This is a genomic window from Salegentibacter sp. UBA1130 (genome assembly GCF_002311535.1).
Taxonomy (GTDB): Bacteria; Bacteroidota; Bacteroidia; order Flavobacteriales; family Flavobacteriaceae; genus Salegentibacter; species Salegentibacter agarivorans.
In genome coordinates this window covers 37111-56807 of sequence record NZ_DCAP01000011.1, presented here as the reverse complement: position 1 = coordinate 56807, position 19697 = coordinate 37111, and the positions used below count along the sequence as shown (strand labels likewise).

At 37.5% G+C, this 19697-nt stretch carries 16 protein-coding genes and 1 tRNA gene; 11 read left to right on the top strand and 6 right to left on the bottom strand.

What is annotated here, in order from left to right; genetic code table 11:
* Window positions 1-35: 35 nt before the first annotated feature.
* The 3 genes from B4F31_RS03910 to B4F31_RS03900 are packed head-to-tail and all read left to right on the top strand — an operon-like array spanning window position 36 to window position 4015.
* Entirely contained in the window at window positions 36-2246 is a 2211-nt protein-coding gene (locus tag B4F31_RS03910; RefSeq protein ID WP_093303616.1) for a RelA/SpoT family protein, read from the top strand.
* 29 nt (window positions 2247-2275) lie between these two features.
* Window positions 2276-2731, top strand: coding sequence for a Fur family transcriptional regulator (locus tag B4F31_RS03905; RefSeq protein ID WP_037315154.1), 456 nt, complete (start codon window positions 2276-2278; stop codon window positions 2729-2731).
* A 12-nt stretch (window positions 2732-2743) separates the two neighbouring features.
* Window positions 2744-4015: an adenylosuccinate synthase gene (locus B4F31_RS03900; protein WP_075327493.1), complete on the top strand. Its 1272-nt coding sequence runs from the start codon at window positions 2744-2746 to the stop codon at window positions 4013-4015.
* A 100-nt stretch (window positions 4016-4115) separates the two neighbouring features.
* Here the strand turns inward: B4F31_RS03900 and B4F31_RS03895 are convergent, their stop codons facing one another.
* Together B4F31_RS03895 and B4F31_RS03890 are read right to left on the bottom strand one after the other, a co-directional pair.
* Complete coding sequence (locus tag B4F31_RS03895) at window positions 4116-4949, bottom strand: ferritin-like domain-containing protein (RefSeq protein ID WP_286760673.1); 834 nt, start codon at window positions 4947-4949, stop codon at window positions 4116-4118.
* 26 nt (window positions 4950-4975) lie between these two features.
* Window positions 4976-5719: a ferritin-like domain-containing protein gene (locus tag B4F31_RS03890; protein WP_075327495.1), complete on the bottom strand. Its 744-nt coding sequence runs from the start codon at window positions 5717-5719 to the stop codon at window positions 4976-4978.
* A gap of 213 nt (window positions 5720-5932) precedes the next feature.
* Between B4F31_RS03890 and B4F31_RS03885 the strand changes: the two genes are divergently transcribed.
* From B4F31_RS03885 to B4F31_RS03850, 8 genes are all read left to right on the top strand, one after another.
* Window positions 5933-7876, top strand: a complete 1944-nt coding sequence (locus B4F31_RS03885; protein WP_286760680.1) for an OstA-like protein — start codon at window positions 5933-5935, stop codon at window positions 7874-7876.
* Window positions 7869-9068, top strand: a complete 1200-nt coding sequence (locus tag B4F31_RS03880) for an aspartate aminotransferase family protein (RefSeq protein WP_075327497.1) — start codon at window positions 7869-7871, stop codon at window positions 9066-9068. The genes B4F31_RS03885 and B4F31_RS03880 overlap by 8 nt, the downstream gene beginning before the upstream one ends.
* 178 nt (window positions 9069-9246) lie before the next feature.
* The gene (locus B4F31_RS03875) at window positions 9247-10644 is read left to right on the top strand and encodes a tetratricopeptide repeat protein (RefSeq protein WP_075327498.1); all 1398 of its coding nucleotides are present in this window, start codon (window positions 9247-9249) and stop codon (window positions 10642-10644) included.
* A 40-nt stretch (window positions 10645-10684) separates the two neighbouring features.
* Entirely contained in the window at window positions 10685-11623 is a 939-nt protein-coding gene (locus B4F31_RS03870) for a DUF368 domain-containing protein (protein ID WP_286760672.1), read from the top strand.
* The gene (locus tag B4F31_RS03865; protein WP_075327500.1) at window positions 11610-12635 is read left to right on the top strand and encodes a DUF368 domain-containing protein; all 1026 of its coding nucleotides are present in this window, start codon (window positions 11610-11612) and stop codon (window positions 12633-12635) included. The genes B4F31_RS03870 and B4F31_RS03865 overlap by 14 nt, the downstream gene beginning before the upstream one ends.
* Window positions 12632-13360 carry a shikimate dehydrogenase family protein gene (locus B4F31_RS03860; protein ID WP_075327501.1) on the top strand — a complete coding sequence of 243 codons (729 nt, stop codon included), beginning with the start codon at window positions 12632-12634 and terminating at the stop codon, window positions 13358-13360. The genes B4F31_RS03865 and B4F31_RS03860 overlap by 4 nt, the downstream gene beginning before the upstream one ends.
* Before the next feature lie 112 nt (window positions 13361-13472).
* Window positions 13473-15746, top strand: coding sequence for a DUF349 domain-containing protein (locus B4F31_RS03855; RefSeq protein WP_286760671.1), 2274 nt, complete (start codon window positions 13473-13475; stop codon window positions 15744-15746).
* A gap of 10 nt (window positions 15747-15756) precedes the next feature.
* Window positions 15757-16383, top strand: a complete 627-nt coding sequence (locus B4F31_RS03850; protein WP_075327503.1) for a class I SAM-dependent methyltransferase — start codon at window positions 15757-15759, stop codon at window positions 16381-16383.
* Between the two features lie 5 nt (window positions 16384-16388).
* On the opposite strand, the gene mazG is transcribed toward B4F31_RS03850, so the two are convergent.
* The 4 genes from mazG to B4F31_RS03830 all read right to left on the bottom strand — a co-directional run bounded on the left by mazG (window position 16389) and on the right by B4F31_RS03830 (window position 19521).
* A complete protein-coding gene (gene mazG / locus B4F31_RS03845) occupies window positions 16389-17162 on the bottom strand; it encodes a nucleoside triphosphate pyrophosphohydrolase (RefSeq protein ID WP_075327504.1) in 774 nt (257 codons plus the stop codon).
* A gap of 191 nt (window positions 17163-17353) precedes the next feature.
* Window positions 17354-17429: transfer RNA gene (locus tag B4F31_RS03840), tRNA-His, on the bottom strand.
* A 144-nt stretch (window positions 17430-17573) separates the two neighbouring features.
* Window positions 17574-18290, bottom strand: coding sequence for a bacillithiol biosynthesis deacetylase BshB1 (bshB1, locus tag B4F31_RS03835; RefSeq protein WP_075327506.1), 717 nt, complete (start codon window positions 18288-18290; stop codon window positions 17574-17576).
* Window positions 18291-18366: 76 nt separating this feature from the next.
* A complete protein-coding gene (locus B4F31_RS03830; protein WP_075327507.1) occupies window positions 18367-19521 on the bottom strand; it encodes a trans-sulfuration enzyme family protein in 1155 nt (384 codons plus the stop codon).
* Between the last annotated feature and the right edge of the window lie 176 nt (window positions 19522-19697).

Genomic DNA, 19697 nt, shown 5'->3' with positions numbered 1-19697 from the left:
TTGTTTCTTTACCTACTTAATTGTACTTTTAAATTATGACAGAAGCAGCTATAGAAAAAGAAAACAAGCAAATTGCGCGGCAATATAAAGAACTGCTGCGCATAAGTTACCGTAGTTTAAGTGACGATGATAAAAAGCAAATTAGAAAGGCTTTTGATACCGCTGTAGATGCCCACAAAGATCAACGTAGAAAATCTGGCGAAGCTTATATTTTTCATCCAATTGCGGTGGCAAAAATTGTAGCTTCAGAAATTGGATTGGATGCCACTTCTATTATCGCCGCACTTTTACACGATGTAGTAGAAGATACCCAATATACGCTTAAAGATATTCAGGAAATGTTTGGAGAAACCGTAGCGACTATCGTAGACGGACTCACAAAAATTTCGAGTTTAAAGAAAGACAAGGATGTTTCGCTGCAAGCCGAAAATTTTCGGAAAATGCTGCTTACCCTGAATGATGATATTCGGGTGATTATTATCAAAATAGCCGATAGATTGCACAATATGCAAACTATGGATGCTATGAGGCGGGATAAACAGGAAAAAATTGCTTCAGAAACCCTTTATATTTATGCCCCGCTAGCCCACCGAATAGGACTTTATAATATTAAAACCGAACTGGAAGACCTTGGTTTAAAATATACAGAACCTGAGGTGTACCACGAGATTCACACCAAAATAAAAGAAAGTAAAGAAGAACAGGATGCTTATATCAGGGAGTTTTCTAAAGTAATTGAAGATTCCCTCACACAGGAAAATTTTGACTACGATATTAAAGGTAGACCTAAATCTATTTACTCCATTCATCGTAAAATGAAAGCTCAGAATGTAAGCTTTGACGAGGTTTACGATAAATTTGCCATTAGAATTATTTATAAGAGTGACCAGGCCAACGAAAAATTTCTCGCCTGGAAAATTTATTCAATAGTAACCGATCATTTTAGACCAAACCCAACCCGGCTTCGAGATTGGATTTCTTCGCCTAAATCTACCGGTTATGAAGCGCTGCATATTACCGTTATGGGGCCAAAAGGTCGCTGGGTAGAAGTTCAAATTAGAAGTCAGCGAATGAATGAGATTGCAGAAAAAGGTTACGCAGCTCATTATAAATACAAGCAGGGCGATACTCAGGATGATCACGGAATAGAAGAATGGTTAAACCGGCTTCAGGAAGCCCTGGAAAATCCCGATGTAAATGCCGTAGATTTTGTAGAGCAGTTTAAGCTGAATCTTTATTCAAAAGAAATATTTGTATTTACACCACAGGGAGATTTAAAATCTTTACCAAAAGGCTCTACTCCTTTAGATTTCGCCTTTAGTATACATACTGAAATAGGTTTAAAAACACGTGGTGCCCGGGTTAACAATAAACTGGTGCCTTTAAGCCACGAGTTAAAAAGCGGAGACCAGGTAGAAATAATTACTTCAGAAAATGCACAACCCAATGTTAACTGGCTGGATTATGCTACAACAGCAAGGGCTCGAGCTAAGATAAAATCTTCTCTAAAAGACGAAAAAAGGGAAATAGCAGAAGAAGGAAAAGCAATTCTTACCCGAAAATTAAGGGCTCAAAAAATTCCGTTTAACGAGAAAATAATTAACGAGCTGGTGGTTCATTTTAACCTAAAAACCAGCCTGGATTTATTTTATCGCGTTGGAATTGGCAAAATTGATAACCAAAAACTTAAAGAATTTGCTGCATCCAGAAGCAACGCCCTGGTAAGTTATATTAAGCGAAAGATCAAAAAACCGGTTATTGCGGAAGATCTTAATAAAGATGAAATAACTTCAAAATACGACCAGCTTGTTTTTGGACGCGATGAAGATGAAACTTTAGAATATAAATTGGCGAATTGTTGCAACCCAATTCCGGGAGACCAGGTTTTTGGTTTTGTAACGGTAAACGATGGTATTAAAGTTCATAAGAAAAACTGCCCTAATGCGCTTCAGCTTCAAAGTAATTATGCCTATAGAATTATTCCTGCCAAATGGATAGATTCTTCTCAGCAAGACTTTAAAGCCGTAGTGAAACTAACCGGAATTGACAATTTAGGTCTGGTAAGTGAGATAACCCGGGAAATTTCCAGTAACCTGAATGTGAATATGCAGAAGATTAATTTTGAAAGTATAGACGGCGTTTTTAGCGGGCAAATTACCCTAAGGGTTAAGAACAATGCGATACTTACAAAAATCATGAACCGACTCAAAAAAATTAACGGGATCGATAAGGTTAGCCGTGAATAATCCCATACCTTTGTAAGGTACAAAGAACTATGAGCAAAAAAGTTGTAAATAAGAACGATCAGGCAGTAGTTAAAAACGTTTTTACCAAGTATTTGGAAGAAAAAGGGCATAGAAAAACCCCCGAACGTTTTGCAATACTTCAAGAAATCTACAATAACGACGATCATTTTGATATAGAATCACTCTACATTAAAATGAAGAATAAAAAATACCGGGTAAGTCGTGCCACCCTCTATAATACCATAGAATTATTACTGGAATGCGGACTTGTAAGAAAGCACCAGTTCGGACAAAACCAGTCTCAGTATGAGAAATCATATTTTGACCGGCAGCACGACCATGTTATTCTTACCGATACCGGTGAAGTAATAGAATTCTGCGACCCGCGTATTCAATCTATTAAAAAAACTATCGAAGAAGTGTTTGATATAGAAATAACCAAACATTCTTTATATTTTTACGGCAACAAAAAAACAACCAATTAACTTAAGATTTCAATGGCGGTAGATTTACTACTCGGTCTCCAATGGGGTGACGAAGGCAAAGGAAAAATTGTTGATGTACTCACTTCTAAATACGATATTATTGCTAGATTTCAGGGCGGGCCAAACGCAGGCCACACTCTGGAATTTGACGGCCAGAAACACGTATTACATACTATTCCTTCAGGAATTTTTCACGATGAAACCATCAACCTTGTAGGTAACGGTGTTGTGATAGATCCCGTAATTTTTAAAAAGGAGCTGGACAACCTTAGCAAACATAATATAGATTACATATCTAAACTTCTTATTTCACGAAAAGCACATTTAATTTTGCCTACCCACAGGCTTTTAGATGCTGCTTCTGAAGCTTCTAAAGGAAAGGCCAAAATTGGTTCTACCCTAAAAGGTATTGGTCCTACTTATATGGATAAAACCGGAAGAAACGGAATTCGTGTAGGAGATTTAGAACTTTCTAACTGGAAGGACAAATACAGAACCCTGGCCGATAAGCACGAAAAAATGATCAAATTCTACGATGTAGATGTTCAATATGATCTTGCCGAATTGGAAAAGGAATTTTTTAATGCGGTTAAAACGCTTAAGTCACTAACTTTTATAGATAGTGAAGCTTATTTGCACGAAGCGCAAAAACAAGGAAAAACTATTCTGGCTGAAGGTGCCCAGGGATCTTTACTCGATATAGATTTTGGGACCTATCCTTTTGTAACTTCTTCTACCACTACTGCTGCAGGTGCCTGTACAGGTCTTGGTGTGGCTCCAAATAAAATTGGGGAAGCTTACGGGATTTTTAAAGCATATACCACCCGCGTTGGAAGCGGCCCCTTCCCTACCGAGCTTTTTGATGAAGACGGTGAAACTATGGGACGGGTTGGTAACGAATTTGGTGCAACCACCGGTCGGGCTCGTAGATGTGGCTGGCTGGATTTAGTAGCTTTAAAATATGCGGTTCAGGTAAATGGAATCACCCAGTTAATTATGATGAAAGGTGATGTGCTTAGCGGCTTTAAAACCCTAAAAGTATGTACTGCCTATAATTATAAGGGAAAGGAAATTCAGCATTTACCCTATAATATTGAAGCAGAAAATGTAACACCCGTTTATACCGAAATTAAAGGTTGGGCAGCAGATCTTACAGGGATGACGAAGGCTAATGAACTTCCGAAAGAATTTAATGAGTATGTGGAATTTCTGGAAAAAGAACTGGAAATACCTATTAAAGTGGTTTCTGTAGGGCCAGACAGAACTCAAACTATAGAGCGCTAATAAAAAAGCAATTATAAATTTAAAAAGCCGTTTCAGTTGAAACGGCTTTTTTTAGCACAAAATTCTTAATAACAAAAAATTAGAATTGAGCCAATTATACTTATGAAACAATAAATAAACCCGCGATTTGCTGGGCTACTTCTCCGCTTATTGGCTCATCGTAAGATTGTGATACCGCTTCGGCGCTAAATCCTGTAGCATCAACCAGATTTACTCCACCCTGTACTACATTCTCTTCTCCATCGTAAACAGCCTGCGTTGCTTCCGGCATTCCCGGTCCGCGATTGTTTAAAGTGATCCAACCAAGTGCATTCTCGTTAGTATTATCACCTAAAACATCTGCTCTTAACCTTCTTATTTCAGATGCATGCTTTGCTTCTACAGAATGTATTTGCAATGCTGGGGTTAAAAATTCGGTACCCATTAAATTTGTCGCCTGTCCCTTATAGGCTCTCACGCCGGTATCTTCAAACGCCTGGGCTAAGGCTAATAATTGAGCGTAAGCCATATCATTATTTGGATTAAATGGATCGAAAGCTCCGCCAGCAGTAAAATCGAATTCTGGTGAATCTACTGAGTTGTCACCCAAACCTGCCTTTAGAAACTCAACATGAGCAGATTCGTGTTTTGATATTTGGTTATATACCGCTTCCGCTCTTCCGCCACTTGGTAATACTCCAGAATCTAATGCTTTTATATAGAATTCAGCTTCAAGATATTCTAAGATAAGTGCCAGTTGCAATGCTCCTATAGCATCATTGCCACCACTTTGCGCAAATGCCTTTCCGGAAGTTGAAGCAAGACCAAAAGGTACAGCTACCATAGCCGCCTTTTTCCCTAAATTCCCTAAGCTACCAAGCATTTCTCTTCTTGAAGAAGACTTTTTGATAAGGTCTTCCGAAGTAAATTCATCTAAAAATTTTATAATATTCATAATATTGTTTTTAAGTTGATTAATACTTACTGAGGTAAGTTATTAGCGGTAAACGGGGTCACTACAAAGCCCGTAGCTCCCACTTCGCTAAGAATGGTTTGCGGATCTTTGGCGAGATCTAAACCATTACTATCAATAATATCATCCCCTGCGAAAGCGGTATCGTTTTCAAGATATATAGACCTTATAGTAGCCGCATGTCTTGCTTCTACCGAAACTATTTTTCCGGCAATTACTAAAAAATCTGGTGTTTGCAGTAATCTACCTGCTCCATTGTATGCTGCCACGCCGGTATCTTCCAGGACACGGGCTGTAGCCAGTACAGAATCCCTGTCGGCAAAATTTACACCGCTAAAATCAAATTCAAGTTCTGGTAAAACCTGGTTGGCTTCAGCATTTGCATTAATTGCAGCTTTAAAGAATTCTCGATGAATTACCTCGTGGTCATAGAGATCTTCCAGAATCAATTTCTCCTCAGCAGTCGCTCCGGCCCAGTAAGAACCATCTAATACGTTGGTATAAAATGCAGCTTCCAGTTGCTCCAGCGCGTAAGCATAATTTAAAATACCCACATCGCCACTACCCAGGTCAAAAACTTCTCCTGGCATAGGTTCCGGGTTATTAACGTCGTCATCGTTACTACATCCATAAAGTAATAATCCTGACCCTGCCATAGCAAGTCCTCCCATTTTTAGAAATCTTCTTCGTGATTTACTGTTGTTTACCGGCTTCACAGAAACTGCATCAACCTTAATACGTGGTTTTTCCATAATTTAATTTTTAGTTGTTTCCTATACTTACGCAGTAATTCCGGCAACGGTTTTTGTATTAGAGTTAAAGTTTTCTAAATAAAAAATGGAAACACCTTAAACCTTATGAACTTTATTAAGCATTGGAATTTTTGCAATTAAAGATTTAATAAAAATTCTTTTTTGCGTTATTCCATTATAAAATCTGATTACGGACTTACGACAATTACCATTATGGATGGCAGAATTTTAATTACTTTTGAAAAAATTTTCACCTTGAAAAAATTCATTCTTTTTATAGTATTTGCCTTTTTCGTTTTTCCAGCTTTAATCCAGGCGCAGGAAGCAAAAGAAATTGACTATAGTGCCGATAGGAATATTCAGGATGAAAAATATCCCGGTGCATTTGTTTTAAGTAAAGTAGAAAACCAGGTATATTTTAAGCACGAAGGTATAGAGGTTTGGTGCGATCTCGCCATTCATTATAAAGATGAAAACTTCTTCAGGGCTTTTGGCAATGTGAGAATGCAACAGGGCGATACCGTAAAATTAAATAGTAATTATGCGGAATATAACGGAAACTCCCAGTTTGCCTTCGCCAGTGGTGAGGTGGTGATGAAGCGCCCGCAAACCACCCTGGAATCTGACAGTCTTTTCTTTGACCGGCTAAAACAACAGGCCTATTACAGGAGCGGTGGTAAAGTAATTGACACCGGCGGGGTTATTACCAGTAATATTGGCCGGTATTTTATGGAAGATGATAAATATTCTTTTGTTTCAGATGTAGTGCTTACCAATCCCGAATACATCATCAATTCAGAACAACTTGATTTTTATGGCGAAACCGGCCACGCGTATCTGTATGGCCCTTCAACCATAGAAAGTGAAACCAGCACTGTTTATTGTGAACGTGGCTTTTATGATACCAGGGGCGATACCGGTTATTTTGTAAAAAATTCAAAAATAGATTACGAAAACAGAACGGTTAAAGGCGATAGCATGTATTTTAACCGGAATACCAATTTTGCTTCTGCTACGAATAATATTGAAGTGATAGACACCATTAACGAGAGTGTGGTCACAGGGCATTATGCTGAAGTTTTTCGGGATAAAGATTCGGTTTTTATTACTAAAAGAGCAGTTGCAGCCAGCGTTCAGGATAGGGATTCATTGTTTATTCACGGTGATACCATAATGATCACCGGAAAACCTGAAAAACGAATAATTCGCGGATTTTATGATGTTAGACTTTTCAAAAGCGATATGAGCGGGAAGAGTGATTCGGTGCATATTAACCAGCAAACCGGTCTAACCAAAATGATCAATATTACCAGCGGCCCGGTTACTTCGGTCACGAAACGTCGAAGTCCCGTGCTGTGGAGCGGTCTTAGCCAAATGACGGGAGATACTATTCATTTGCAAAGCAATACCAAAACCGAACAGCTTGATTCTATGCGGGTTTTTAACAATGCTTTTCTTATTCAAAAAGATACTATAGATGGATACAACCAGGTAAAAGGAATGGACCTGGTAGGATTATTTGAAGACAATGAGCTATATCAGGTAGATATTAATAAAAATACCGAAACCCTTTATTACAGCCGTAATAGCGACCAGGAACTTATTGGCATTAACAAAACCCTCTCCAGTTCTATTAAAATCCTTTTTGAAGAACGGGAAATTGAAGATATTTATTACTACCAGAATGTTGACGGTAATTTAACCCCGGAAGAAGATTTTCCCCTAAATGTTCGGGAATTAATTGGCTTTAACTGGCGAGGTGATGAAAGGTTGCTCACTAAAGAGGATCTTTTTAAAGGCAAACCGGCTCCCGAATTGGTTAAAATAGAAGGAATTCCTTTGCCGGAGGAAGATGAAGAGTTTTTTGATGAACGCGAAGCAGGAGATGATATGCTGCTGAACGAGAAATCAAGACTTAAACCCGAAGACCTTCAAAACAGGGCAAAAGATAGTATTCCGCAGCTTAAGGAAGCGCAGCAATTGATTAATGCTGAAGAAGAGGATGAAGAAAATGCAGCTAAAACTGAAGCCGAAGAATTACAAAATAGGCTAAGAGATTCTATCCCTCAATTAAAGAAGCAACAGGAAATGATTAAAGCTACAGAGCAAGAAAATAAAGCTAATCCTGAAGCTGAAGAAGATCAAAAAGATGAATAAAGATTTCCTGAGATACCAAGCTCAAACCACTCCACATCCTTTAGGACTTGAAGTGGAATTGGCCAAAGGTTCTTATATTTTTACAACTGACGGAAAAAAACATCTTGATTTTGTAGCCGGGGTTTCGGCCTGCAGTTTAGGACATTGTCATCCAAAAGTGGTAAAGGCAATAAAGGAACAAGCCGAAAAGTACCTACATGTTATGGTTTATGGAGAATACGCCCAGCAACCCGCCGTTGAACTAACAAAATTACTGGCAGAACATTTCCCCAAACCTTTGGAAAAAACTTATCTCACCAATTCGGGTACCGAAGCTATTGAAGGTGCTTTAAAACTTGCACGGCGTTACACTGGAAGAGCTGAAATTATTGCAGCTCACCAGGCTTATCATGGCAATACCATGGGCTCCTTAAGCTTAATGGATTACGAAGAACGCCAAAAACCTTTTAGACCTCTTTTGGGCGGAATTTCTTTTATTCAGTTTAATGAAGAGAAAGATTTAGAAAAGATTACTAAAAAAACCGCGGCAGTAATCCTGGAAAGTATCCAGGGTGGAGCCGGGTTTATACTTCCGAAGAATAATTATTTAAAAAAGATCAAACAACGTTGTGAAGAAGTTGGCGCTTTATTCATCCTAGATGAAATTCAACCCGGCTTCGGTAGAACAGGAAAACTCTTTGGATTTCAGAATTTTGATATGGTTCCCGACATTGTTGCTTTAGGCAAAGGAATGGGCGGCGGAATGCCAATTGGCGCCTTTTCGGCTTCAGCTAAAATGATGGATAGCCTTTCAGACAATCCAAAAATGGGACATATCACTACCTTTGGGGGAAATCCTGTAATTGCTGCTTCAGCTTTAGCTACATTAAAAGAAATCACTTCATCAGACTTAATGTCAGAAAGCCTGGAAAAAGAAAAATTATTCAGAAAATTGCTGGTGCATCCGCTAATTTCAGAAGTAAGAGGAATGGGCTTAATGCTTGCTATTATTACACCTTCAGAAGAAACTGCGAATCAGTTAATCTTAAAATGTAAAGAAAAAAACCTTATTCTTTTCTGGCTTTTATTTGAGAAAAAAGCGGTGAGAATAACTCCTCCCCTCACCATTTCTGAAGAAGAAATAAAAGAAGGCTGTGGCATCATTATTGACGTATTGGAGGATATAATTAAGAAACAGGAAGCTGTTAATTAATTTGTTAACAACAATATTGATATTTGAGCTTTTTAACATTATTCATTTTTAATTTTAGGAAATACCTTAAAGCAGTGCCGCAAGGCATTTTATTCAAAAAGATCAATAATTCCGGTTTAACCTGGAATATATAAACCTCACTTAGTGAGTAAAGTAGAAATCCCGTAATTACCTACGTATGCAATTAAGCCATAACGACGAAAACAATTTCTCACTTTCCCGATTTGAATCTATGCTTAAAACTAACGACGTTTTATTCTTTGATTCAGCGGAATTTGAAGATATTATTAACTATTATTTAGAGAACGGGAAATTTGCATTGGCTAAAAAAGCCGTGAAATTAGGCCTGGCGCAGCATCCTACTTCTACAAACCTAAAACTTTTTAAAATTGAGATTTTGGTTTTTGAAGATAAACTGGATGTTGCTGAAGCAATGCTTACCGATTTACAACAATTAGAATCTTCTAACGAAGAAATTTATATACAAAAAGCACAAATTCTTTCTAAACGAGATCGCCACGCTCACGCCATTCAGGTTTTAGAAATGGCGCTTGACATTACCCTGGATCCTGCTGAAGTTTATTCCCTAATTGGGATGGAATATTTATTCCTTGAAGATTTTGAGAATGCGAAATTCAGCTTTATGAAATGTCTGGAAGCCGATGAAGAGGATTATTCAGCGCTTTACAATATTATGTACTGTTTTGATTTTCTTGATCAAAAAACAGCAGCCATTGAATACCTGAATATGTATTTAGATAAAAATCCATATTGCGAGGTTGCCTGGCACCAGGTAGGAAAACAATATTTTGACCTAAAAGATTACGAAAAAGCATTATCGGCTTTCGATTTTGCCATAATTAGTGACGATTATTTTATTGGCGCTTATCTTGAAAAAGGAAAAGTTCTGGAAAAATTAGGCCGTTTTCACGAAGCTATAGAAAACTATCGTTTAACCCTGGAGTTAGACGATCCTACTTCTTTTGCATATTTGCGAATTGGAAAATGTTTTGAGAAATTAGGATTAAACGAACTCGCCCTTAAACATTATAAAGATTGCGTGCACGAAGATCCGCTTCTAGATAAAGGCTGGATTGCGATCACCGATTTCTATATTAAAAAGAAAAATTACCAGAAAGCGCTTTATTATATTAATAAGGCGATAAATATAGATGAGGAAAACGTTTTATACTGGAAACGTTACGCTAAAATCAATAACCGCCTTAAGTTTTTTGAAGAGGCGGAACGCGGCTATAAAAAAAGTCTTGATCTTGGTAATTATGAATTAGAAACCTGGGTTAGACGCTGCGATATCTTAATAGATCTTGGCGAATTTGAAACTGCTATTCAAAACCTTAATCAGGCACTGGAATTTTATCCTGATACCGCTGAGATTGAATTTCGGTTGGCCGGTTTATACTTTAGCCATAATGAAGGAGAAAAAGCTTATTTTCACCTTAATAAAGGACTAAAACTAGATGCCGAATATTATATTGTAATAGAAGAATTATTTCCTCAAATCTTTAACCGAAAAAGTGTAAGACAAATTATAAATTCCTTTATAAACCTCTCTTAGTTATTTTACTAACTTTGAGCCGGAATTTTAATTTGTACACATGCAAAAAAGCTTTAAAGACCATCTTTCAATAACCCTAAAAGGTATGGCGATGGGTGCAGCAGATGTGGTTCCCGGAGTTTCGGGAGGCACTATTGCTTTTATTTCAGGAATTTATGAAGAATTAATCTCTACCATTAGCGGGGTAAATTTTTCGCTAATAACTACCTGGAAAAATAAAGGCTTTAAAGCCATGTGGCACCAACTTAACGGGCCTTTTATTTTAGCTCTTTTTATAGGAATTCTTATTAGTATTTTTTCATTAATGAGAATTGCGAATTATTTACTGGAGAACCACCCAGTTTTAATCTGGTCTTTTTTCTTCGGTCTTGTACTTGCCAGTATTTGGTATGTTGGCAAACAAATCCCAAAATGGAATCTCAAAATTGTCCTTGCTTTGCTTATTGGAGCCGGAGTAGCTTTTTATATTGTTTCCCTACCTCCAATGGCTGCAAATGATAGTAATTTATTCATCTTTTTTTCAGGTGCTATTGCAATTTGCGCAATGATACTTCCGGGAATTTCGGGCGCTTTTATTTTAGTGCTTTTAGGAGCTTATAAAAGAATTACTGAAGCCGCGCACGATTTTGATTTCCAAACCCTGGGAATCTTTGCCGTAGGTGCTGTTATTGGATTACTTAGTTTTTCTAAAATTCTGAAATGGCTTTTTGTACATTACAGCAGTATCACCCTGGCGGTGCTAACTGGTTTTATAGCCGGCTCCCTTAATAAAATCTGGCCCTGGAAACATGTTCTACAAACCGAAATGTATGGAGATAAGGAAGTTGTTCTAAGAGAAGCTTCGGTTTTACCGTGGAATTTTAATGGTGAGCCTCAAACTTTCTTTGCCGTAATTTTGATGCTTACAGGATTTTTATTAATTCTGGGTCTGGAAATTTTCGCCGCAAAAAGTTCAACCAAAGTAAATGCAACAAACTAGAACCTTTACAGATAAAGTGCTTTTGGTACTTAAAGGTTTAGCTATGGGAGCAGCTAATAAAGTGCCCGGTGTATCTGGTGGCGTTGTAGCTTTTGTTGCCGGTTTCTATGAAGAATTCATCTATTCTCTTCAAAAAATAAATTACAAAGCTTTTATTCTGCTTATCAACGGTAGGTTTAGAAGTTTATATTACTATACCAATGGAAAATTCCTGAGCTTACTTATTCTCGGGATGCTTATTAGTTATTTTAGTGTTTCTAAAGTTCTAGATTACTTAATTCTTCATTACGAACTTTACGTTTGGGCCGCTTTTTTTGGAATGATTGTAGGTTCCATTTATTACATCAGTAAAGATTTTGAAGAATGGAGCAAACGTTCCCTGGTATTTGTATTGCTGGGAATAATTGTAGGTGTGGCTATAAGTTTTCTGGAACCTGCTAAAGAAAATGATAATCTCTGGTTTGTATTTTTCTGCGGAATTATAGGCGTTTCAGGAATGACGCTTCCCGGACTTTCAGGGTCTTTTATCCTAATTTTATTAGGAAATTATGTACTTCTTTTAGTCGATTCTGTAAATGCGCTTTATGATACCATTGCCAATCTATTACTTTGGGATCTAAGCTTCCTTGCCGATCCTGAACGAATTAGACTCTTGGAAGTATTACTGGTTTTTGGGGCAGGTTCCCTAGCAGGATTGGTAAGCCTTTCCCACCTTCTTGGTTTCGTTTTAAAAAATTATAAAACCGATACTTTTGCTGCAATTATTGGCTTTATTACCGGCTCTCTGGGCGTAGTTTGGCCCTGGAAGGAAAAAATTTTTAAAGTAGACGCTAACGGGGAAATGATTTTAGACAGCCAGGGAAATGCAGTAATAGATTATTACGACCGGTATTTCCCCGCATTCTCCTCTGCCGAGACCTGGCTCGCAATTTTCTTTATCTTTGTAGGAATACTTATAGTATTGGGACTCGCCTGGTACGAAAAGAAAAACCAAAAACCCGCAAAGCGATGAAGAATTTTGGGCTACTCGGAAAAAATATCAGTTACTCTTTTTCCCGCACGTATTTTACTGAAAAGTTTAAGAAAGAAAATATTGAAGCAGAATATCGAAATTTCGACCTGGATAATATAAAAGAATTTCGGGATGTTATAAAAGAAACACCTAATCTGCAGGGTTTAAATGTTACGATCCCGTATAAGCAGGAGATTATTCCCTATTTAGACGAGCTAGCGCCAGAAGCTAAAGAAATTGGTGCCGTGAATACCATTAATGTAATTGGCAATAAATTAATTGGCCATAATACCGATTATATAGGGTTTTCTGAATCTTTAAAACCTTTCTTGAAAGAGCATCATAAAAAAGCACTTATCCTAGGAACCGGCGGGGCTTCTAAGGCGGTAGCTTATGCCCTAACGAAATTCAAAATTGAATATAAATTCGTATCAAGATCTGCTGGAGAAAATAAATTGGGTTACGATGATCTTTCTGAAGAGATAATGAAAGAACACAGCCTTATAATAAACACCACTCCCTTAGGCACTTATCCTGATGTTGACGCGCATCCAGAAATTCCTTTTCAGTTTATAAACGAGAAACACCTGGTTTACGACCTAATTTACAATCCGCGCACCACAAAATTAATGGCTCGCACCCAGGCCAAAGGAGCCACGGCAACCAACGGGTTAAAAATGTTGGAATTACAAGCCGAAAGCGCCTGGAAGATATGGACAAAATGACCACTACTTTTTGCTTTTAAATTCTACAAAAAAAGGGAATTGTTTGCCCAATTTTAGTGGAGTTACTATCTTTCAGCCTAATTAATTTACACGAACCTTTACATTGAAAGATATGTCTCAGCAAGAAAATGATAAAAACAAAGAGGAGTTTTCTAACGAATCAACAAATAATTCTGAACAAACTCAGGATAAGAAAAAGTTGACCGACGAAAACAAGGAAGCTAATGCAGAGGAAAATTCATTTTCTCAAAAGTCTGAAACCCAAAAAACTTCAGAAGAGAAAGATGCTGTAATTGAACCGGCAGAAACGGCCCCTGAAATTAAATCTGAAGATGATAGCCTGGAAGATGCTATGATTGCTGAAGCGGGTGATACTAAAAACACTTCAGAAGAAAATAAAGCGAGCAAGGAGGAAGACGATGAAGATGATGCTATTCTTGAAGAAAGCAGGAGGAAAAAACAACCTGAAGAGGAAAAAGATCAGATTGAAACAGGTGCTAAAGCTGAAGAAAAATCAGGTGAAGCCCACTCTGATAATGATGATGATGATGATGATGATGATGAAACTTCAGAAGAAGACGGTAGAACTTCAAAAAATCACCAGGAGCATATAGACGATTCTGTAGCAGAAGACAGCGAAGATGAGACTAAGGCTGAGCGGCATGATATTCCGAAGAAAGATTATCACGCTATGAGCAAAGAACAGCTGGCAGATGAATTTGAATCTTTGCTTAAAAAGGAAAAAGTTCAGGCAATTAAAGACCACGTAATTGAAATTCGTGCTGAATTTAATGCAAAATTTAACGAAGAAGAAGAGGAGAAAAAAGAGGAATTTCTTGCCGAAGGCGGGAATATTATAGACTTCCACTACTCTACTCCGCTAAAAAAACGTTTCAATTCACTATACTTTGATTACAGGGAAAAACGTAATAATTACTACAAGCAACTAAAGCAAGACCTTAATAAAAACCTGGCCAAACGCTTGGAAATTATTGAAGAATTAAAAGGTCTAATTGATGTTGAAGAAAATATAAATACCACTTACAAGCACTTTAAAGAGCTCCAGGATCGTTGGCGTGTTGCGGGCCCTATTCCGCGAGAAAAATATAACGATATATGGAATACTTATCACCATCACGTAGAGAATTTCTATGATTTTCTTCATTTAAATCGTGAATTCCGCGATCTTGATTTTAAACACAACCTCGATCAAAAATTAAAAGTAATAGACCGTGCCGAAGAACTGGTGCAGGAAAACGATGTAAACCGTGCGTTTAGGGAATTGCAAATGCTTCACAAAATGTGGAAAGAAGAACTTGGGCCGGTTGCAAAAGAGTTTCGGGAAGATATTTGGGAGCGTTTTAGCAGTGCTACCAAACAAATTCACGATAAGCGCCAGGAATTCTTTAATACGATGGATGAGCGTTACGAGGAGAATTGGAAGGCCAAGCAGGTTATTATTGAGAAAATTAGGGAAATCGCAGACGAAGAGTATAAAAGCCACAATAAATGGCAACAAAAAATTAAAGAAATTGAAGCGCTTCGGGAAGCATTTTTTAACGCCGGGAAGGTACCACGTAGTAAAAACGAAGAAACCTGGACAGATTTCAAACAAACCGTTCGCCGATTTAACCGAAATAAAAACGCTTTTTACAAAAACCTAAAAAAGCAGCAATACGATAATCTTGAAAAGAAAAAAGAGCTTATTAAAATCGCTGAAGAAAATAAAGATAGCGACGATTTTAAGACGGTTACGCCTTTAATGAAGAAAATCCAGGCCGATTGGAAAAAGATTGGTCACGTGCCAAGAAAAGATAGCGACAAGGTTTGGAAACAATTTAAAGCTGCCTGCAATCATTATTTTGAACGCATGCACGAAAATCGTGACGATGAGAATAAAGAGGAATTTGAAGCTTTTGATAAGAAAAAAGAATTGTTAGAGCAGGTAAAATCTGTAGAGCTAACCGGCGATAAAAAAGAAGATCTACCTAAGATTAAACAATTTATTGAAGACTGGAAAAATCTTGGAAAAGTACCTCACAATAAGCGTTTTATTGAAGGAAAATTCAATAAAGCTTTAGATCAGCTTTTCAATAAATTAGATGTAGATCACACCAAAGCTGAAATGCTGAAATACGAAAATAAAGTACAGGCTATAAATGATGCAGACGATGATAAAAAGCTTCGTAATGAGCATTATTTCCTTACCAAGAAAATTGAGGAAACAAAGGCTGAAATTAGACAGTTAGAAAACAACTTACAGTTTTTCTCTAATGTAGATGATGATAACCCGTTGGTACAGGAAGTACACAAAAATATAGCTGACCAGAAAGAACAACTGGAAGTTTGGAAAGAAAAACTTCGTAAAATCAAGTCGCTTTACTAAGAAAAGCGATATGAAATGTATTCTTTGCGAAGGTGCAACCAAAGAATTCTGGAAAAGTAAGAACAGGGAATTTGTTGAATGCACCACTTGTGGTGGCATTCAACTTTTACCCGACTTCTATATTTCAAAATACGCCGAAGAAAAACGATACCTCACGCACAATAATGACATAGAAGATCTCGGCTACCAGGATTTTGTAAGCCCCATAACCTCTCAAATTCTCACGGATTTTACTCCAAAACATTCCGGGTTGGATTACGGCTGTGGCACCGGGCCAGTTGCCGCAAACATTCTTGAAAAACAAGGATATTCCATTGCTTTATACGATCCTTATTTTTACCCGAATACCGCCGTATTAAACGCTACTTACGATTTTATTATTTGTTGTGAAGTCATGGAACATTTCTATGATCCAAAGCGTGAATTCAGCGAATTAGCCCAACGACTATATGCTGGAGGGAAATTGTATTGTAAAACCTCTATTTATTCTGAAGAAATAGATTTCAATAACTGGTATTATAAAAACGATCGTACCCATGTTTTTTTCTATACTGCAAAAAGCCTGGATTGGATAAGAAATAACCTGGGATTTTCAGCATTGGAGATTAATCCTAAGGTGATTATTTTTGGGAAATAAAAATCTTACAACAACTTAGCTTCATTCCAAAAGACATCCATTTCAGCTAAAGTCATATCCTTTAAAGCTTTATTTTGTCCTTTTGCTTTGCCTTCCAAATACTGAAACCGGGTAATAAACTTTTTATTAGTACGTTCTAAAGCGTTTTCAGGATTTATACCAAGAAAACGAGCATAATTAATCATAGAGAACATAACATCCCCGAATTCAGCTTCTATTTTATCTTTATTTTCGGTATTTATTTCGTGCTGTAATTCTCCTAATTCTTCCTGAAGTTTTTCAAATACCTGTTCCGGTTTTTCCCAATCAAATCCAACCCCGGCCACTTTCTCCTGAATTCTACTGGCTTTTACCACTGCCGGCAAAGAGCGTGGCACTCCTTCTAAAACACTGGTTTTTCCTTCTTTAAGTTTCAGGTTTTCCCAGTTCTTCTTTACTTCTTCTTCATCTGCTACTTCTACATCACCATAAATATGTGGATGGCGGGCTATTAATTTGTCACAAATTCCGTTAGCAACATCAGCGATATCAAAATCTTTAGTTTCGCTTCCTATTTTTGCATAAAACACAAGGTGTAGCAGTAGATCTCCCAGTTCTTTTCGCACTTCCTCTACATCATTATCTAAAATTGCATCGCCAAGCTCGTAGGTTTCCTCAATGGTTAAATGCCGCAACGATTCCATAGTTTGTTTTCTATCCCAGGGACATTGCTCTCTTAGCTCTTCCATGATAGTTAATAATCGATCAAATGCTTTTAATTGCTCTTCTCTGGAGTTCATAGTCGAAATTTTAGTGTTGTAAAAATAAGGATTGATTTTAGGCTTTTGGAAGTCTTATTAGAAAAAATAGTTATTATTCAGTGCCACCTAGATACTGAAACCAATTCAGCATTGCGCCTATTTTAATATTTCTGGTTCTTTAAATTCACCGCATAAAAAAAGCCTTCAGAAAACTGAAGGCTTGAATAAAGGGGTGGAAGACCGGGTTCGAACCGGCGACCTCCGGAACCACAATCCGGCGCTCTAACCAGCTGAGCTACAACCACCATTTTAATTGCGGTTGCAAATGTAGGTTATTTTAACTATTTCCCAAAGAAAAATTTTTAATATTAGAACGAATTTTACTGCTATTTCCTGTACTTAAAGCTAAGAAGCTTCAAATTAATTAATTAGCGAAAACTAATTTTCATTCTAGATTAGATCAAAAATAGAATCTACCGCCGGGTAACGCTCTACCGTGAAACCTTCGGCGTGTTCAGTATTGATTAATCTGCCCAGATCTCTCGCTCTGTAGTTAATACTATCTAAAAAGTTACTGCTGGAAATTGGGGTTTCAGGTTCTTTAGAATCCTGATCGTAAAACTGGGTTTTATAAGCCAGAACCGATTCCATCTTTTTATCCATATATCCCGAAATATCCACCACCACATCAGGTTTTAAATTTTTCCACTGGATATAATGATAAACGTGCTTGGGTCGCCAGGCCTCCTGACTTTCCCTGTCGCAAATAGTCTCTATTTTACGTAATCCGCTTAAGAAACAGGCGTCACTTACCAATTTCGCTCCTTTTCCGTGGTCTATATGCCTATCGTCCACTGCATTGCATAAAACAATTTCGGGGCGATATTTTCGTAAAATTTTTATAATTTCCAGTTTGTGGGCGGTATTATTTTCAAAAAAAGCATCGCTAAATTCAAGGTTTTCTCTAATTGAAACGCCCAGTATTTTTGCAGCTTCTTTTGCTTCTTTATCACGAGTTTCGGCAGTGCCGCGAGTGCCCATTTCACCACGAGTAAGGTCTAAAATCCCTACCTTTTTTCCTCTGTCTACTTCTTTTGCTATAGTGCCCGAACAACTTAATTCTACATCGTCTGGATGCGAGCCTATAGCCAATATATCTAGTTTCATAATATTTACTTTGTCATTTCCGCGCAGGCGGAAATCTAATTTTAAGTTAGTCTTTCAAACTTCGTCCCACGTATTTTCATCCTCGTACTTCCTTCAATGCCTGTTCCAGGTCTTCCATCAAATCTTCTTTCTCTTCAATTCCTACTGAAAATCGCATCAAGCCATCTTTTATCCCCTGGGCTTCTCTTTCTTCAGGAGAAAGTAGGCCGTGAGAAGTTTTTGAAGGAGATAAGATGGTAGATTCAACGCCGGCTAAGCTCATAGAAGATTTTATCAATTTTAATTTCTTCTGAAAAAGATCAAAATCCAGTCCTCCCCGCAATTCAAACGACATCATGCCGCCAAAACCTTTCATTTGTGATTTTGCAAGTTCGTGATCGGGATGTGATTCTAAACCGGGATAATAAACCCTGGAAATGTCTCCGTGTTTTTCAAGGAAACGAGCTAACTCCAACGCATTTTCATTCTGGGCTTTTACCCGTAATCCCATAGTCTTTAAACTGCGTTCCAACATCCAAACTGTAAAGTCACTTAAACTTCCACCAAAATTTTTAGCCAGCTGAAAGATCTTATCAATATGCGCTTCAGAAGCAATCGCCGTTCCTGCAAGAATATCGCTATGCCCACCCATATATTTGGTTGCTGAATGTAACACCACATCAATTCCAAAATCTATAGGGTTCTGGTTCACCGGCGAAGCAAAAGTATTATCTATCATACTCACCAAATTGTGTTTTTTGGCAATTTCGGCAATCGCTTTTATATCGGTTACAGTAAGTAGTGGGTTTGAAGGTGTTTCAATATAGATCACCTTTGTATTTTCTTTTATTTCAGCCTCAAAAGATTCGGGTTTTGAATCTTTAGTAAATGAATATTCCAATCCAAATTTCTCAAATTCTTCGGTAATCAAATTACTTGTTCCGCCATAGAGTGTATTCTGAAAAACCACGTGGTCTCCCTTCTGCGCAAAAGCCATAAGCGCTGTGCTTACCGCTGCCATTCCGCTTCCAAATATCAACGCTGCTTCCCCGTGTTCTAAAGCGGCCATTTTTTGAGCCAACGCGACCTGGTTTGGAGTATTAAAATATCTTGGATAGCGCTTTACCTCAACATCTTCAAACGCATAAGATGTAGCCATATATAATGGTGAAACCGCGCCTTTAAATTGTTTGTCTTCCAGTTCTCCGCTATGGGTGCAAATGGTATTTATTCCGGGATTTTTTTTTGTCATTTTTAAAGCTTTCAAAATTCGCCCTAATGTAAAAAGAAATATTCTAAATGTCCTTTGTTTTTGGGCTGTTTCCTATTCCTAAAGATTTTCATAATCAAACAGAAGTTAAATTAAGTTAAACCAGGATAGGCATTTAATATTAGCTTTTCTATTCTTTATCTTTAAGAAAAATGATT

Coding starts and splice junctions, on each gene's coding strand:
- B4F31_RS03880 (WP_075327497.1), top strand. CDS start 7,869: ATGAATAAAGATTTCCTGAGATACCAAGCTCAAACCACTCCACATCCT.
- B4F31_RS03905 (WP_037315154.1), top strand. CDS start 2,276: ATGAGCAAAAAAGTTGTAAATAAGAACGATCAGGCAGTAGTTAAAAAC.
- B4F31_RS03910 (WP_093303616.1), top strand. CDS start 36: ATGACAGAAGCAGCTATAGAAAAAGAAAACAAGCAAATTGCGCGGCAA.
- bshB1 (WP_075327506.1), bottom strand. CDS start 18,290: ATGAAACTAGATATATTGGCTATAGGCTCGCATCCAGACGATGTAGAA.
- B4F31_RS03855 (WP_286760671.1), top strand. CDS start 13,473: ATGTCTCAGCAAGAAAATGATAAAAACAAAGAGGAGTTTTCTAACGAA.
- B4F31_RS03875 (WP_075327498.1), top strand. CDS start 9,247: ATGCAATTAAGCCATAACGACGAAAACAATTTCTCACTTTCCCGATTT.
- B4F31_RS03865 (WP_075327500.1), top strand. CDS start 11,610: ATGCAACAAACTAGAACCTTTACAGATAAAGTGCTTTTGGTACTTAAA.
- B4F31_RS03890 (WP_075327495.1), bottom strand. CDS start 5,719: ATGGAAAAACCACGTATTAAGGTTGATGCAGTTTCTGTGAAGCCGGTA.
- B4F31_RS03860 (WP_075327501.1), top strand. CDS start 12,632: ATGAAGAATTTTGGGCTACTCGGAAAAAATATCAGTTACTCTTTTTCC.
- mazG (WP_075327504.1), bottom strand. CDS start 17,162: ATGAACTCCAGAGAAGAGCAATTAAAAGCATTTGATCGATTATTAACT.
- B4F31_RS03885 (WP_286760680.1), top strand. CDS start 5,933: ATGGATGGCAGAATTTTAATTACTTTTGAAAAAATTTTCACCTTGAAA.
- B4F31_RS03850 (WP_075327503.1), top strand. CDS start 15,757: ATGAAATGTATTCTTTGCGAAGGTGCAACCAAAGAATTCTGGAAAAGT.
- B4F31_RS03830 (WP_075327507.1), bottom strand. CDS start 19,521: ATGACAAAAAAAAATCCCGGAATAAATACCATTTGCACCCATAGCGGA.
- B4F31_RS03870 (WP_286760672.1), top strand. CDS start 10,685: ATGCAAAAAAGCTTTAAAGACCATCTTTCAATAACCCTAAAAGGTATG.
- B4F31_RS03895 (WP_286760673.1), bottom strand. CDS start 4,949: ATGAATATTATAAAATTTTTAGATGAATTTACTTCGGAAGACCTTATC.
- B4F31_RS03900 (WP_075327493.1), top strand. CDS start 2,744: ATGGCGGTAGATTTACTACTCGGTCTCCAATGGGGTGACGAAGGCAAA.